The sequence below is a fragment of the Deltaproteobacteria bacterium genome (assembly GCA_026129095.1).
Taxonomy (GTDB): domain Bacteria; phylum JAGRBM01; class JAGRBM01; order JAGRBM01; family JAHCIT01; genus JAHCIT01.
Window position 1 is genome coordinate 127803 of sequence record JAHCIT010000003.1, and the last position, 15900, is coordinate 143702.

12 protein-coding genes are annotated in these 15900 nt (G+C 60.6%); 9 read left to right on the forward strand and 3 right to left on the reverse strand.

The features are described 5' to 3' along the window. The first annotated feature begins 19 nt into the window (after positions 1 to 19). From KIT79_05490 to KIT79_05500, 3 genes are read left to right on the forward strand one after another with little or no spacing between them, the layout of a single operon-like run. The gene (locus KIT79_05490; protein MCW5828750.1) at positions 20 to 1861 is read left to right on the forward strand and encodes an AAA family ATPase; all 1842 of its coding nucleotides are present in this window, start codon (positions 20 to 22) and stop codon (positions 1859 to 1861) included. A 26-nt stretch (positions 1862 to 1887) separates the two neighbouring features. Then, on the forward strand, positions 1888 to 2505 hold the full coding sequence (locus KIT79_05495; GenBank protein ID MCW5828751.1) for a ribonuclease HII: 618 nt from the start codon (positions 1888 to 1890) through the stop codon (positions 2503 to 2505). After that, positions 2502 to 2909: a YraN family protein gene (locus KIT79_05500; protein ID MCW5828752.1), complete on the forward strand. Its 408-nt coding sequence runs from the start codon at positions 2502 to 2504 to the stop codon at positions 2907 to 2909. Before KIT79_05495 ends, KIT79_05500 begins: the two co-directional genes overlap by 4 nt. A gap of 6 nt (positions 2910 to 2915) precedes the next feature. On the opposite strand, the gene KIT79_05505 is transcribed toward KIT79_05500, so the two are convergent. Both KIT79_05505 and ppsA read right to left on the reverse strand, forming a co-directional pair. Next, positions 2916 to 3920: a hydroxyacid dehydrogenase gene (locus tag KIT79_05505; GenBank protein MCW5828753.1), complete on the reverse strand. Its 1005-nt coding sequence runs from the start codon at positions 3918 to 3920 to the stop codon at positions 2916 to 2918. Positions 3921 to 3924: 4 nt separating this feature from the next. Next, complete coding sequence (ppsA, locus tag KIT79_05510; GenBank protein MCW5828754.1) at positions 3925 to 6336, reverse strand: phosphoenolpyruvate synthase; 2412 nt, start codon at positions 6334 to 6336, stop codon at positions 3925 to 3927. 129 nt (positions 6337 to 6465) lie between these two features. On the opposite strand from ppsA, the gene KIT79_05515 reads away from it, so the two are divergent. The 6 genes from KIT79_05515 to KIT79_05540 all read left to right on the forward strand — a co-directional run bounded on the left by KIT79_05515 (position 6466) and on the right by KIT79_05540 (position 15210). Continuing rightward, on the forward strand, positions 6466 to 7083 hold the full coding sequence (locus KIT79_05515) for a hypothetical protein (protein MCW5828755.1): 618 nt from the start codon (positions 6466 to 6468) through the stop codon (positions 7081 to 7083). 775 nt (positions 7084 to 7858) lie between these two features. Beyond that, positions 7859 to 9406, forward strand: coding sequence for a DUF1957 domain-containing protein (locus KIT79_05520; GenBank protein MCW5828756.1), 1548 nt, complete (start codon positions 7859 to 7861; stop codon positions 9404 to 9406). After that, positions 9403 to 10650 (forward strand): glucose-1-phosphate adenylyltransferase, encoded by a 1248-nt coding sequence (glgC, locus tag KIT79_05525; GenBank protein ID MCW5828757.1) that lies wholly within the window; start codon positions 9403 to 9405, stop codon positions 10648 to 10650. The genes KIT79_05520 and glgC overlap by 4 nt, the downstream gene beginning before the upstream one ends. After that, positions 10647 to 12761, forward strand: a complete 2115-nt coding sequence (locus KIT79_05530) for a hypothetical protein (GenBank protein MCW5828758.1) — start codon at positions 10647 to 10649, stop codon at positions 12759 to 12761. Before glgC ends, KIT79_05530 begins: the two co-directional genes overlap by 4 nt. A gap of 29 nt (positions 12762 to 12790) precedes the next feature. After that, entirely contained in the window at positions 12791 to 13759 is a 969-nt protein-coding gene (locus tag KIT79_05535) for a hypothetical protein (protein ID MCW5828759.1), read from the forward strand. Then, complete coding sequence (locus KIT79_05540; protein MCW5828760.1) at positions 13759 to 15210, forward strand: glycogen synthase; 1452 nt, start codon at positions 13759 to 13761, stop codon at positions 15208 to 15210. Before KIT79_05535 ends, KIT79_05540 begins: the two co-directional genes overlap by 1 nt. Before the next feature lie 6 nt (positions 15211 to 15216). On the opposite strand, the gene KIT79_05545 is transcribed toward KIT79_05540, so the two are convergent. Beyond that, on the reverse strand, positions 15217 to 15813 hold the full coding sequence (locus KIT79_05545; GenBank protein MCW5828761.1) for a 2-hydroxychromene-2-carboxylate isomerase: 597 nt from the start codon (positions 15811 to 15813) through the stop codon (positions 15217 to 15219). Positions 15814 to 15900 lie beyond the last annotated feature (87 nt).

The window sequence follows — 15900 nt, forward strand, 5'->3', positions numbered from 1 at the left end:
GACGAGGAAGTAGCCAACCGTGCAGATCATCGAACTGGTGGTTCAGGGAGTCCGGCGGTTCAAGGACTCGTTCAAGATACAACTGAAGCCTGGTCTTATTATGGCTGTGGGCGGAAGTGAGTCCGGCAAGACGACGCTGGTTGACATCATCGAGGCGTCGCTGTTCCCGGCCGACTCGAAGCATTCTTCCGAACTGGTATCGTGGGAAACTCCGGAGCTCTCACGCGGAGCGATTGTTTTCAGGGCGGGACCGGAAGACGGCACTTATCGTATTGTCAGGGATTTCGTGAAAAATGCGTCATCACTTTCAAAACTGGATCCGGAGACGAAAAAGTTCATGCCGATCGCCGGGGATTCCGCGCAAATCGATACGGTTCTGAAAGAAATGGGGCTCCCCTCTCTCGAAATCTATCATGCGCTTTGCGTCATTCACCGGCTGGATAGCGAAGCTCCCGGGGCAGCGGGATTTGGCTCGGCGGTGGATGAACTGAGCCAGCTTTCGCCAGAAGTCCGCGAACAGAAGATCAGGGAAATAAAGGAAGCACTGGAAGGAACCGGCAAGCTCGACCAGCTCCAGTACGAGCTGGACGGTTACGAGAGCGAAAAGTTTGACCTGATGAGCACGCTGAAAAGGGCGGACGATCTCGAAGCGGAAGCCAAAAAGGCCGAGGAGGTGCTGGAGCAGCCCCAGAACGAGAAACTGGGGTCCATTTCGGCCGAACAGGAAGAGCGGATCCGCAACCACGATGAGAAATCGGGAGAACGCAAGCGAGAACTGGATCATCTCGAAAAGCAGATGCTGAGCTTTTACCAGGAAGCGGACGCCGCCCGCGCAAAACAGGTGGCGCCCTATCAGCATCCGATCGTCATGGCTGGAATAGGAGTAATCCTGCTGGGGTTCATCCTGTGGATCGGGATGAAAATGTCAGGCGATCAGTATGCCCCGCATGCATCGAAATCGTTTCTGCTGGTGATGGTGGGCGCAGCCCTCGCCGGATTCGGTTATCTTCAGTGGATGAAACTGATGCAGGACCTGAAAGAGGTTATTTCCAAACCGGAGAAAACCGAACAGCAGCGCAATCAGCTCATGCGCAAGTACGACGTGGAATCAGCGGACGTCATTTCCGTGCTCAGGCGAACCGAATCGGACACTCCACGCGAGCTTCTGGAGCGGCTCGTCGCATTCAAGAAGCTGAAGGCCACGGCGGACAAGGCCCGTGCGGCAGCCAACAAGGCCCGTGAAGCTCCGGAAGTGGCCGAGGCGGCCGCCCGGCTCAAGGAAGTCACTGCGAAGATCAAGGAAACCCAGATGGCGATCAAGAAGGCGGGAGCCGCGGCCGCCATTGATCCAGCCGAACTGCGCCGCCAGCTCGACAGGCTGGAGAATGCCGGCGGAAACAAGGGCGTTGCCGGAGTGGGGGCCGGGAAACTGATCGCGGCGGCGGCTAGCTATCTGGATGAAAGCCCGGATGGCCTGGCTGCGGCCATTATGCCCCGCGCCTCTGCCCACCTGCAGACGATTACGGAGAACCGCTATTCGCTCGTTTCGCTATCCTCCGATGGTTCGGCAGGCCTCAGGCATCTTCCTTCCTCGCGGGAGCGGCTCATTGGCGAACTGGGCAGCAGCGTGCTGACTGCTTTCCAGTTCGCCGTTCATGGGGCATTGATGGAATTCATTGCCGACCGGAAGGAAAAACTGCCGCTGCTGGTTGATTGCGGCACCGGGACCCTCGATGACCGCTGGCTGGCGGGTCTGTTCCGGGTACTCAAGGCCGTAGGTGGCCGCTCGCAGGTCATCCTCACCACGTCCCGTGCGCAGGTTGCCAGCATGGCGGATCTGGCCATAAAACTGCCGGCATAGAACGTCCCAGGGCGTGTGGATAGATCATGCCGGTAGACCCCGACTTCGACCGCCGGTTCCGGTCCGGGATCCCGGTGACCGCATTTCTGGCCGGTGTTGATGAGGCCGGGCGTGGCCCGCTTGCAGGCCCGGTTGTGGCAGCGGCGGTGATTCTCGATCCGGATGCTTCCCCGATTGCCGGTGTTGATGACTCCAAGGCACTCAGGCACGAGGTACGGCTGGAACTGGCGGCGGTTATCCGTGAGCGGGCACTTTCCTTTGCGGTCTGCGAGGCGAGCGTCGAGGAGATCGACCGGCACAACATTCTCCGGGCATCACTGCTGGCCATGCGGCGGGCCATCGAAGCGCTGGACCGGCCGGTGGGACTGGCGCTTATTGACGGAAACCGGCTCACCGACGCACTGGTGCGCCAGCAGTATGTGATAAAGGGCGATTCCAGGAGTCCGTCTATTGCGTCGGCCAGTATCCTGGCCAAGGTTCACCGGGATCTTCTCATGTCGGATCTGGCTGAACGTTATCCGGAATACGGATTCGACCGGCACAAGGGCTATCCGACTGCTTCTCACCGGGAAGCGATCCGGAAAAATGGCCCTTGTCCCATTCACCGGCGCACGTTCCGGGGGGTCAAGGAGTTCCTGCCATGAGCCCGAAACCTTCTTCGTCAGCAGGGAAACCCGCGCCCGGTTCCGGACCCCGTAAAAACCTCGGTGCACGGGGTGAAGACGCAGCCGCCATCTGGCTTGCGCGCAAGGGCTGGCAGATCGTTGAGCGGAACTGGAACTGCGCCCTTGGCGAACTGGACATCATCGCCCGCGACGGTGAAACGTATGTTTTCGTGGAGGTCCGCACGAAATCAGGCCGTGAATTCGGAAGCGGAATCGAATCGGTCACGCCGGGCAAGGTGAAAAAGCTGATTCGTCTGGCCGAGGCCTATGTCCAGTCGGGCGGCATCAGGGATGTGCCGCTGCGGATCGATGTGATTGGCGTGGATGAGGCTCCCGACGGGACCTATGCGTTCGAGCATGTGCCGAACGTAACAGGATATTAGCGAGGACTATCCGGTGACCACGTTTACGGGGGTTCCGGCAAGGCAGGCGTGGATGTTGGAAACAGTGGTTTCAAGGATGCGGTGAAGGGCCTCTTCGCTGTTGAAGGCGTTGTGTGGGGTAATGATGACGTTGGGCAGCTTGAGCAGGGCGTGGTTCTGAACGAGAAGTTCCAGTTTTTCCCGGTCGTAACTGTCGGCCAGCACTTCGCGCTCCTCGAAAATCGATTTTTCTTCTTCAAGAACATCCAGTCCGGCGCCGCCCAGATGGCCGGACCTGAGGGCGCCCAGCAGTGCGCGAGTATCTACGAGCCCGCCTCTGGCGGTGTTGATGAGAAGCGTACCCTTCTGCATCCGGGCGAGTGACTTTTCATTGATCAGGTGGTGGCTTTCGGGAGTATAGGGACAGTGCAGACTCACCACATGGGAGCGAGTGAGGAGGTCGTCCAGCGGAACGTAGCCGAAGTCCATCGCCGCGGACAGCCGCTCGTCAGGGTGTCCGTCATGGGCGATCACATTCATGCCGAAGGCTTTCCCGATCCGGATCACATGGCTGCCGATCCGTCCGGTTCCAATGACTCCAAGGGTTTTCCCGCGCAGGTCGAAACCACACAGCCCTTCCCGTGAAAACTCTCCCAGCCTGACACGCTGGAAAGTGACGGCGATCCGCCGGGAGAGGGCGAGGATCAGGCCGAAGGTGTGCTCCGCCACCGTGTTGGAACCGTATGACGGGACATTGGCCACGACGACGTTCCGGCTCCTGCACGCGTTGAGGTCAATATGGTCGTAGCCGGTAGATCGTGTGGCGATGAGCTTGACGTCAGGTAATGCCCCAAGGACTCCGGCATTAACCTGCGAGACAATGAACACGGAGACCACAGCCGCACCAGCGGCGAGGGCAGCCGTTTCCCGGGTGAGCAGCTTGTCCGTATAGAGCGCCTGTTCGCCCTTCATGAGTGCCTCAAGGGTGGGGCGTTCAGTCGGGGTAACTTCGTAAAAGACAGTTCTGGACATTTCCCTATCCCGCAAGGCCAAGTGATTTCTCGGCATCAAGAACGGACTGGATTCCCTTCATGATGGAATCAGGATTGAGGGAAATGGAATCAATGCCCCTTTCCACCAGGAACCGGCAGATTTCGGGATAGTCGCTGGGGGCCTGACCGCAAATGCCGATGGGACGGCCGGCCTTGTGTGCGCCATCAATGGCAGCAGCCAGCATGCGTTTGACCGGCTCCAGCCGTTCGTCGAACAGCCCGCTCACGATAGCCGAGTCACGGTCCACACCCAAGGTCAGTTGCGTCAGGTCATTCGACCCGATTGAAAACCCATCGAATATCTTTCCGAACAGGTCGGCAGCGATGACGTTCGAGGGGATCTCGCACATGACATAGATTCCGAGACCATTTTCTCCCTGCTTCAGGCCGTGCGTGGCCATTTCGGCAATCACCCGCTCGCCTTCTCCCGGAGTGCGGCAGAAAGGCACCATGATCTTGAGGTTCGTAAGGCCCATCTCGTCGCGGACGCGTTTCAGGGCGAGGCATTCCAGGCGGAATCCTTCCCGGTAGCGTTCGTGGTAATAGCGGGACGCCCCCCGGAAGCCGATCATCGGGTTTTCTTCCTCCGGCTCGAAATCACGTCCACCGAGGAGATTCGCATATTCGTTGGTCTTGAAGTCCGAAAGCCGGACAATCACCGGGCGCGGGTAGAATGCACCCGCGATCATGCCGACACCCTCGGAGAGGCGGTCCACGAAGAACCGGGTCCGGTCGTTCTCGTAGCCCCGGGTGAGCCTCGCGATGGCGTTGCGGGCTTCCGTGTCTTTCAGCCGGTCGTAGTGAACCAGTGCCATGGGGTGCACCTTGACGTATTCATTGATGATGAACTCCTCGCGGGCGAGCCCCACGCCACTGACTGGCAGCATGGCGGTCTTCAGGGCCTGATCCGGATTGCCGAGGATGCAGTAGACTTTCGTCCGGGGCGCCTTCAGATGGGAGAGGTCCAGTGTCGTGCGGCGGAACTTCAGGATGCCGTCGTATATCCGGCCTTCCTCGCCCTCGGAGCAACTCACCGTGACGGACGTACCGGTTCCCAGCAGCGTGGTACCTTCTCCGGTTCCGACCACGCAGGGAACACCGAGTTCGCGGCTCACAATGGCGGCATGACAGGTCCGGCCACCCCGGTTGGTGACAATGGCGGCTGCCTTCTTCATGACCGGTTCCCAGTCGGGATCGGTCATGTCGGCGACCAGCACTTCTCCCGGCCTGAAGCTGCCCAGTTCATTCACTGACTGGATGACCCGGACCGGACCAGCGCCGATCATCGACCCCACAGCGCGGCCGATAGCCAGAACCTTCGAGCGTTCCTCCAGTTCGTAGGTGACCATTTCTGCCACCCGCCGGTTGGCCTGGACAGTTTCGGGCCGGGCCTGAAGGATATAGAGTTCCCCCGTGCGCCCATCGCGGCCCCACTCGATGTCCATTGGTGTGTCGCGCCCGTGTTTCCGGGTATAGTGATCCTCGATGATGCAGGCCCACCGGGAAAGCTGGATAACATCGGCATCGCTTAGGGAGAGACGCTCCCGGTCGGCCTTCGACACCTCGACATCACGCGTTCGCCGTGTGCCCTGTCCCGCGTAAACCAGCTTGAACTGCTTTGCGCCAGCCGTACGCCGGAGAATCGGCTGTTTCCCCATCCTGAGCGTCGGCTTGAGCACGACAAACTCGTCGGGATCGACCTTGCCGGAGACCACATTTTCGCCAAGTCCCCATGCGCTCGTAACAAACACCACATCACGGAAGCCGGACTCCGTGTCCAGCGTGAAGATCACTCCGGCACTTCCAAGATCGGAACGGACCATCTGCTGCACGACAATTGACAGCCGCACCTGCGAGTGCCTGAAACCCTTGTTCACGCGGTAACTGATGGCCCGGTCCGTATACAGCGACGCAAAACAGTTCTGGCAGGCCACAAGGAGATCGGCCTCGCCACGCACGTTCAGGAACGTTTCCTGCTGGCCGGCGAATGAGGCATCAGGCAGGTCTTCCGCCGTGGCGGAAGAACGGACGGCGACATCAATATCATCCACGCCTGTACGCTTGGAAAGCTGCCGGTAAGCCTCGACGATATCCGTGCGGACAGCATCCGGAAGGGGTGTCTCACGGATAAGCGTGCGGATTTTCTGCCCCCGACGTGCGAGGTCTGCGACGTCATGGGTATCCAGCCCCTTCAGTATGCGCTCTATCTCTTGGCCAACGCTGCGGGTTTCGATCAGCGACGTATAGGCGTCGGCCGTTACAGCGAAACCGGGGGGAACCTTAACGCCCTGGGAACTCAACTCCCGGACCATTTCACCCAGCGATGCATTCTTGCCTCCGACCAGGGGAACGTCGGCAATGGAGATGTCTTCGAACCAGCGGATATACTGGGGCATTTGGGTACCTTTCCGGCAATGGGGCGCGCCTTCGAGCGTAATGGTTAACGGGGGAGGACACCATGGCGATGACGTTAATCATAAGGCGTGTATGGGCAGGGTGTTAGACTAGGAACTGAAGGGGGGCTCATGTCCGGCGACAGGCAACCAGCGCACTTTCTTCTGGATATGCTGGCCGACGAGAACGGCGGCGAAGGTTCGGCAACACCGGAGACGGAATCGCCGCGTGGTACCGGTTCTGCCGATCTGGCCGGCACCGATGCCCTGCGGCTCCTCCGGGAGGCGCGGTACTATCTGGACGTTCTGGAAACCGGTTACACGGAAGCAAGAAACGGTGAAGCCAGTGCCGGTCAGACGCTGAGGCGCCGGCGCGTGGAGCTGGGAATTGACCTCCCCGAGCTTGATGTGGTCGGCATGTGGGCGTCGGTGAACGAAAACGGGCAAGTGACGGTGCCGTTTGCGGGATTTCTCGCCGGACGGGCATACGGGTGCCTCGACCGCCTGTTACAGTTCCTTGACAGCAACGGGCAGATGAAGGACGCGGCAGCCTGGCGTAACCGGCTTGCCCGCCACCATGAGGAACTGTTGCGCCATTTTCCCGATATCGGGGACGGCGGGGCCTATCCGATCCTGAAAGATCGTTTCGTAAATGTGAACGTGCTAGAACCGTGGTGTACCGAGGGCGGCGAAGTCCGTCGCTGTCTGGCACTATGCAGGAGAGCTGTTCTGGCCCGGACGTCACGATGATTCGTCTCATTATCAGGTTTTTCCGGTATCTGGCCCGCCGCATCGGGCTGTCTGGTGGAAACCGCCGGGATGGCAATCGGACTCCCGCTCCGGCCGGGAAATGGCCTGCGCCGGCCCCCGGTGAGCGACCCGATACTGCCCGGAAGCTCTCGGGCCGCCTGGGGGATTCCCAGCCCCACAGCCGGAAATTGCGGCAAGCAGCAACAGGTGAAATACGGTCAGCCGGTTCTTCCGATGGAACAGGAGCCGGGCCGTTTGATCTTCTCGTCCGCGATCCCTGGACACTCTTTTTTTATCTGGAACCTGCGGCAGCCTATGCGGCTTTTGGAAATGACGCCTCCAGCGCAACCTGCCGGGTAGAATGGAGCGCCGACGGCGTTCACTGGACGGTAATTTCGGATGAGCCGCTCAGGGTGTCAGACGGACCAGTGTATGTGAAGGCCGGTATGAGTGACTGCTATATCCGGATCCGGATCGGGTTCAATGCTGCGGCCAAGTTCGAATCCCGCATGGAAAGCCGTGTTGCCCGGATGCCCCGCACACGGGCAGGTTCCGGTCCCGTCGTCTGGGGGACAGCAGCAGAATTGCTCGCGGCTCCATCCGTCCGTCCTGATCTGTCGCCTGAGCATGAGGAAGAGCCGGCTGGGACCATGACTGTCAGTTCCGGTGAATTTCAAAGGGGACAACGGCGCAGGGGCGTAGCGGGGGCGCATGCCAGCGGCGGAAGGCTCTGGCCCGGACCTGCCGCAGGATTGTGAACTGCTCCGGACTGTTCATGCCCGTGCTCCATGCACATCTGCCGTACGTGCGGCATCCGGAGCTCCCCGAGTACCGCGAGGAGAGCTGGTTTTTTGAGGCTGTGCTGGAATGCTATCTGCCGCTTCTGGCAGTTCTTGACCGGCTGCACCAGCGCAATGTGCAGGCCCGTCTGACCGTTTCCCTGAGCCCCACTCTCATCCTGATGCTGGCGGATCCGCTGCTCTGCGGGCGTCTTGACCGTTACCTGGGCAAGCTGGAGCGGTTCTCTGGGCACGAAAGCCAGCGGCTGAAGGGCACCGTGTATGAGCCGGTGGTTCACTTCTACCGGGACCGGATCGCCTGGCTTCGTGATGAGTGGGAAAGTCATCACGGAAGAATGCTGCTGGAATCATTTGGTGACCTCGAAGCCGGCGGAATGATCGAACTGATGACTACGGCAGCTACCCATGCCTATCTTCCGATCCTTGCGGCCGATCCGGAATCGGTTGAGCGGCAGATCACCATGGGGCTCAATGTTTTTGAACGCCATCTGGGCCGGCGGCCGGAGGGGTTCTGGCTTCCGGAATGCGGATACATGGAAGGGCTCGATGAAGTTCTGGCCCGTGTCGGCGTCCGGCACACGTTTGTTGATGCGCACGCATTCCGTAACGGATCGCACAGTCCGGTGGACGGGACCTATGCTCCGGTGGTGAGCCCGGCTGGCGTGATATTCTTCGGCCGCGATGAACTGACATCCCGCCAGGTGTGGAGTTCGCGGGATGGATATCCGGCCGATCCCGTTTATCGGGATTTTTACCATGACGCCGGATACGAACTGGGCGAGCTGGAACTTGCGCCGTTTCTGTGGGGTGGCATCGGAAGGGGGCCAACCGGTTTCAAATACCGGCGGGTCACGGGTCCGGAAGAACAGAAAATGCCGTATGACCGGGCCATGGCGCTCCGGCGGGTAAACGAACATGCGGAGCAGTTCGTCAGGGAACTCGCTGGCCGTCTGGCCGGGCAGCCAATGCACGGAGACCGCACTCCGCTGGTGACGTCTCTCTATGACGCCGAACTGTTCGGACACTGGTGGTTTGAAGGCCCCGACTGGCTGGAGAAGGTGCTCGAACTGTCTGTGGAGGAAAGCACCGGCATCCAGACGGTAACACCATCCGGATATCTCAACCGTTTTCCTCTGCATGAGATATCCGAGCCATCGTCAGGAAGCTGGGGAGAGGGAGGCTATTCGGAGATGTGGCTGAATCCCGCTAACGACTGGATTCCCTCCCGGCTGCTGGAAGCCGGACGCCGTCTGGCGCATTTGAATCTTGGAGAAGGCGCAGCCTTGAAACTGGCCTGGCGAGGGTGTGTGAACGAGCTGATGCTGGCTCAGGCATCGGACTGGCCTTTCATGCTCGCCAGCGGGGCCCATTCCACCTATGCCCGGAAACGTGTTGAAGACCACCTGAAGCGGTTTATCGATCTCGTCCGGGGACTGGAAACAGGCCGCTGGCAGGTTTCTGGGCAGATGCCCGTGAAGGGCGACTGGCCTTTTATGGCCTCGACCGAAGGAGAAGAAGTATGAATTTCGCATCGGGAGGCGATGTGCTGGCCATTGTTCTGGCAGGAGGCGCCGGTACGCGTCTGAAGCCCCTAACCACGAGCCGGGCCAAGCCGGCCGTTCCGTTCGGTGGACATTACCGCCTGATCGATTTCGTGCTGTCGAACCTGGTCAATTCGCACATCTTCAGGATCATGGTGCTGACCCAGTACCAGAGCTACTCATTGATCCGGCATTTGTCCCGCGGCTGGACATTTTCGTCGCAACTGAGCCAGTTCTGTGAAACCATCCCGGCAACGGAAGGGCAGAACAAGGGCTGGTATCTGGGGTCGGCCGATGCCCTTTGGCAGAATCTCACCTACATCCGAAGGGACCGGCCCCGTTATGTGGCGGTGTTTGGCGCCGATCATATCTACCGCATGGATATACGGCAGATGGTTGCCGAGCATGAGCGCGCCATGGCCGATGTCAGTGTGGCGGTTATTCCGCAACCCCGCTCGGAGGCAAGCCAGTTCGGCTGTATCGGAATAGACGATACTGGCCGGATTACGAGTTTTGTCGAGAAGCCGGCCAATCCACCCGAAATGCCGGGGCGGCCCGGTCAGTCCCTGGTGTCAATGGGAAACTATATTTTCAGCCTGGATGCGCTGGAGAGAATGCTCGCCGAGGACGCCGGCAAGGAGGGCAGCTCCCACGACATCGGGAGGGATCTGCTGCCATCCTGGGTGGAACGCATGAACCTGCACGCCTATGATTTTTCCCGGAATATCATTCCGGGAAGCAACCCGAATGAAGTGGGCTACTGGCGCGACGTAGGAACGATAGATGCCTACTGGAAGGCGTCGATGGACCTCATCCAAGTAAGTCCCGAGTTCAACCTGTACAATCGTGAGTGGCCCCTGATCACCGCCCGTGAACATCATCCGCCGGCGAAGTTTGTCTTCGCGGACCGTGAAACGTCCCGTATCGGCGTGGCGACTGATTCACTGGTCTGTGATGGCGTCGTCGTCTCGGGCGGTCTTATAGACCGCTCGATCCTGAGCCCAAGGGTCCGGATCAACTCCTACGCAACCGTTGCAGAGAGCGTGATCTTTGAAGGCGTGGATATCGGCCGCCGATCGAAACTGAAGCGGGTGATTGTCGACAAGCACGTCCGGATTCCGCCGGATACGGTGATCGGATACGAGCTGGATGCCGACCGGGCCCGGGGCTTCACGGTGACCGAAAGCGGCGTGGTGGTGGTGCCGGCGGGGGCAACCTTTACTTGAAGGACATTCGCCTCGCCTTCCTGTGGCATATGCACCAGCCGTTGTACCGGCTGCCGGGCGAGCGGGAATGCTTTGCCCCGTGGGTGCGGCTTCATGCGGTCAGGTCATACTACGACTTCGCCCGGTTGCCGGACCTCCTGCCGGGACTCCGTTGGACGATAAATCTCGTTCCGTCGCTCATCATGCAGGTGGAGTCCTATCTGGATGGTGGCACGGACAGTTTCCGGGAGCTGGCCCTGAGTCCCGCTTCCAGTCTCACCCCGGCGGGCCGCCGGTTCCTGCTTCGCAACTTCTTCTCGGCGCACCCGGAAACGATGATCGCCCCGCTTCCCCGTTATGCCGAACTGCACAGGAAACGGGATGACGCGTGGAGCCGGATGGGCGAGGATGACGGCTGGCGGGATTTTACCGATCAGGATTTCCGGGACCTGAGAGTCCTGTTTCAACTGGCATGGTTCGGTTTCGCCGCCCGGCGGGATTTCCCCGCCATTGATGAACTGGCCCGCCAGGGCCGGGACTACCGGGACGAGGATGCGGCAGTGCTCGACCGGATATCCAGCGAGATTCTCGGCCGGATTGTCCCCTTGTACCGCCGCCAGTGGGAGTCGGACCGTCTGGAACTGTCCACGACGCCGTTTTATCACCCGATTCTGCCTCTCCTGATTGACACCGATTCCGCACGCGAGGCGATGCCTGATGCGATGCTCCCGTCATCCTACGGCTGCATCGGCGATGCCCGGCAGCAGGTTCACCGGTCGCTGGAGTTCATGAACAGCCGATTCGGCCGCCGTCCCCGCGGGATGTGGCCCGCCGAGGGGGCGGTTTCGGAGGCCGCCGCCCGGCTGTTTGCCTCGGAAGGAGTCGAGTGGATTGCGACCGACGAGGAAGTCCTCCACCGGTCGGCACGTCTGGACGATGCTTCACCGGATATCTGCAGGCCCTGGCGAGCGGGCCCGGATGACGGTTCGCTTCTGGTTGCCTTCCGGAGCCACGACTATTCGGACCGGATCGGCTTCCGGTATGCCCGTGATAACCCGGAAGCTGCCGCACAGGATATTATGGAGGGGGTGCGGTCGATCGCTTCGTTATCGGACAGCCTGGCACCGGTGGTCTGTGTGATTCTGGATGGAGAGAACCCGTGGGAAACCTATCCCGGTGCCGGTTGGCAGTTTCTGTCGGCACTCGAAGCGGCGGTGAAAGACAGTCCCGGTATCAGGCTCGCCACGATGTCGGAGAGCATCGGCGCTTCGAGCGGGCATGCCCGCCGGGTCACGCATCTGCGCGCCGGGGGCTGGGTGAACGGGCGGTTTTCCATCTGGATCGGAGGAGAACAGAAGAATGCCGCATGGGAAGCCCTCAACTTTACCCGCCGGGAACTCTGGGAACTTGCGGAATCCACACAGAATGCAAAGGCGATGGAGGCTATGCTTGCCGCCGAGGGAAGCGACTGGTTCTGGTGGATGGATGGCCAGTTCGCCACCGAGCACCGGTTCAACTTCCACGACCTGTTCCAGTCACATCTGGAAGCGGCCTGGCGTGCGCTGGACCGTCCGGTGGAGCCGGGGCGGCTGTCAGCTTTCCGTTTTGCTGGTGGCGCGGAGCGTCTTGTCGTTGGCGCCAAGGCCCGCGTGGATGGCCAGATCGACGGCCTCGCGAACAGTTACTTTGAATGGGCGTCGGCAGCCCATTTCGGTGCCGATCAGTTCATGATCGGCGGCACCATGGCCCGTTCCGGTCCGGTGTTTGATGCCTTTCATATAGGGTTCAGTCCCCAGCAGGAACTGATGTTCCGGGTTGATGGGCTAACCCATGCCCCGGAGGTTCTGGAGGTCGTAATTGGCGGGACTGACGGCGGGCATACGTTCTCGCTTCGGCTGGATGGAAGTGGCTACCAGCTGGCTGGCGAAGTACCACCAGAGTGGGACGCTGTCGTGGTGTACCGGCAGGTGCTGGAGGGAAAGTTGCGATGTCCGCTGGTGGTTCACGATGAGGCCGGATATGTGATTGTCCGACTCCGGGTGCAAAGCGGAGGCGCATGGACTGAAACCCGGCCTGTGCGTATACAGATCCCGTCAGGGGTTTTGCGCCTGACGGGCTGGAGCGCCGTCTGAAACCGGAATGGTCCGGCTGGCTTCTGTTTATGTCTGAATATCGTTATCACCAGCCGTCAGGAGCCTGGGTGCTGATCGCGCCGGAGGCGGCAGTGCGGCCGGCCGAAAGGACGGGGAAGATTGTCCCTGCGGCTGACTGTCCGTTCTGCCCTGGTCATGAGCAGGCATGCGGGCGCGATCTCTTCACGTTGCGAAACCACCGGTTCGTTTCAAACGGATCCGGGTGGTCCCTGCGCGTTATTCCGAACCAGTATCCACTGCTCCGCATCGAAGCCGCGCCACCCCGGCACGATCATCAGGAAATACGGCGCGATGGCCTTGGTGCGCACGAAGTCGTGATCGAACTGCCGGAACACGCCACGTTGCTCAGGGACTATCCGGTGGACCTGCTGGTGGATGTCATCTCGGCCTGGCGAAGCCGCATAGGCGACCTGATGAACGATAGCCGCCTGAATTTCTTCCTGGTCCACCGGTCGGAAGGCACCGGCCGGCAGTCTCATCCACATTCCCAGGTATTCGCCTTTCCGCAGCCGTTCAGGGCTTCCGTCTCCCTGCTGGACGACGGCCCGCACCCCGAACACCGGCGTGTAATCGCGCACGGGCCGTTCGTGGCATTTGCTACCTATGCCCAGCCGTACCCCTTTGAAATCGTGATTTCGCCTGTTGAGCCTGCCATCAGTTTCGTGGACCTGTGCGAGCCGGATCGGCTTGCCGGGCTTATCCGGGATATCTGGCGCCGGCTGGAACTGGCGCTGAAGTCACCGCCGATCAGGCTTGCACTACGGGTGTGGCGGCATCCGGCAGGAGTGGCGTCGGTGCCGTCATGGCAGATTGTGATCCGCCCGGAACTGGAAATGTACGTTCCGGTTTCATGGGAGGCGGGCCTTGCAGTGAATCCTGTCAGGCCGGAGGATGCCTGCTCGATCCTGCGGGACCTCGAGCGGACGGCGGCGCTTCCATCGCCGGACTGGCTGATTCCTGTGGAGTCCGTCCGCTGATGGCTCGAATCTGGATGGTTTCGTCGGAGTGTTCTCCGTGGGCGAAATCGGGCGGACTGGGAGATGCCGTCGCGGCACTCTCGGGTGAACTCGCCCGGACCGGTGACGAAGTCCGGGTGTTTGTTCCGGGCTATGCATCTGTCCGGCGCGAGGACTTCAGTCATCATGACGGCTACATATCGGTCCCGCTCGGAAGCCACGACGAACCGGCGGAATTGAGATCGCTGGAAACACCGGATGGCCTGATCGTGACCATCGTCGAGGCACCGGCATTTTTTGGACGGCCGGGATTTTATGGCGAGCAGGGGCAGGACTATCCCGACAACGACCGGAGGTTCGCGTTTTTTGCCCGCGCCGTAACTGAACTGGCCGTTCGTGGGAGGCCGGACATCCTTCATGTCCATGACTGGCAGGCAGCGCTGGTTTCCTTTTTCGCACGGCATGTGATTCCGTGGCCGGACCGCCGTCCGGGGATTGTGCTCACCATCCACAATGTCGGATACCAGGGATCGTTCCCGATGAGTGCGCTGGGCCTTCTTTCCATCCCATGGAACGAAATTGAAAGCCATCTGAACGGGGGCCCTCTGGAGTTCTACGGCACCTTCAATTTCCTCAAGGCGGGCATCCAGTCCGCCGACCTTGTGAATACGGTCAGCCCGGCCCATGCCAGCGAAACGCTTGCACCTGATCTTGGTTTTGGCCTCGACGGCCTGCTCAGGCATCTGGGGGACCGTTACCGGGGTATTCTGAACGGCATTGACCAGCGGGCATGGAACCCCGAAACAGGCAGATTCCTCGCACACCATTTCAGTGTGGATGATCTGGCCGGAAAGGGGCGGCTGAAGCAGGAGGTATTTGACCGTTTTGGCCTGCTCGGCGGAGAACGGCCGCCGCTCATCGCCCTGGTGAGCCGTCTTGTCTGGCAGAAAGGGATCGATGTTGCGCTGGAAGCACTGGGTCCGGCCATCCAGCAGGGTGCCCGTCTCGTTGCACTGGGGTCAGGCGATCCTGAACTTGAGGAAGGGCTCAGGATTCTGGAACGGACATTCCCGGGAAGCGTTGCGGTCCGGATCGGTTTCGATGAAAATCTGTCACATCTTCTGATTGCTGCCGCCGACATGGTTCTGATCCCGTCCCGGTATGAACCCTGCGGGCTCATCCAGATGCAAGCGATGCGGTATGGCGCCCTGCCGGTGGCCTGCCGGACCGGTGGTCTCGCCGATACGATCACTGATCTGGCGGATTATCCCGATACAGGGACGGGGTTTCTTTTCAGCGGTCCTACGGCCGGAGCCCTCCGGCATGTGCTGGATAGGGCACTGGCCTTGTACCGGACCGATCCGGCGGCATGGACAACCGCCATGCGACGCGCCATGCGAAAGGATTTTTCATGGGGCCGGTCCGCGGCTGAATACCGCGGCCTGTACCGCCGTGCGCTGGAGATGCGTTAGGGCCTTTTATGCCGGATGCCGCTTGAGCCAGTTCTCCAGGAACTGGAGCCGGTCATTCCCCCAGAACATCTTGTCGCCCACAAAGAATGACGGAGCGCCAAATACCCCGCGCCGGTGGGCTTCATCGGTGGATTCCTTGACGGCGCTCTTGATCTCCTCGGTCTGGGTAGCGGCAAGGATGGCCTCTGTGTCCTCTCCGGATTTTTCGAGCAGGGAGGCCAGCACGTCCGGGTTCGAAATATCCGCGTCCTCGGCCCAGTAGGCCCGGAAAACCGCTCCGATGAAACGGGCAGGGTCATGGCCGGCTTTCTCTATTGCGGCCGATGCCCGAAGCGCGCCGAGCGTGTTGATGGGAAAACGTGAGGGCATCTTGAGGGGGACGCCGTAATGTGATGCCCAATCTTCCATGTCGGCGAGACTGTATTTCCACTTGAGCGGGTTGCTCATCGTGGGCGTATGGCCTGTGGTCTTGAATAACCCGCCCAGAAACAGCGGCCGGTAGCGGAGCCTTGCGTTGTTCCGCTGGCAGAGGGCCTCGATCTGCGTCTGTGCAAGGTAGGTCCAGGGGCTGGAGAAGTCGTAGAAAAACTCGACGGTATTCATGGCGTAGTTCTGGCCGGAAAGGAGCTCATGGGCAAACGGGGAATACCTTGTACCGGAGACCACCCCTTGAGCCGGGCGAGCCGTCTC

Bases quoted from the DNA above. Each gene is read 5' to 3' on its own strand.
- KIT79_05515 (MCW5828755.1), top strand. From the start codon at position 6,466: ATGTCCGGCGACAGGCAACCAGCGCACTTTCTTCTGGATATGCTGGCC.
- KIT79_05495 (MCW5828751.1), top strand. From the start codon at position 1,888: ATGCCGGTAGACCCCGACTTCGACCGCCGGTTCCGGTCCGGGATCCCG.
- KIT79_05520 (MCW5828756.1), top strand. From the start codon at position 7,859: ATGCCCGTGCTCCATGCACATCTGCCGTACGTGCGGCATCCGGAGCTC.
- KIT79_05505 (MCW5828753.1), bottom strand. From the start codon at position 3,920: ATGTCCAGAACTGTCTTTTACGAAGTTACCCCGACTGAACGCCCCACC.
- ppsA (MCW5828754.1), bottom strand. From the start codon at position 6,336: ATGCCCCAGTATATCCGCTGGTTCGAAGACATCTCCATTGCCGACGTT.
- KIT79_05540 (MCW5828760.1), top strand. From the start codon at position 13,759: ATGGCTCGAATCTGGATGGTTTCGTCGGAGTGTTCTCCGTGGGCGAAA.
- glgC (MCW5828757.1), top strand. From the start codon at position 9,403: ATGAATTTCGCATCGGGAGGCGATGTGCTGGCCATTGTTCTGGCAGGA.
- KIT79_05545 (MCW5828761.1), bottom strand. From the start codon at position 15,813: ATGAATACCGTCGAGTTTTTCTACGACTTCTCCAGCCCCTGGACCTAC.
- KIT79_05500 (MCW5828752.1), top strand. From the start codon at position 2,502: ATGAGCCCGAAACCTTCTTCGTCAGCAGGGAAACCCGCGCCCGGTTCC.
- KIT79_05535 (MCW5828759.1), top strand. From the start codon at position 12,791: ATGTCTGAATATCGTTATCACCAGCCGTCAGGAGCCTGGGTGCTGATC.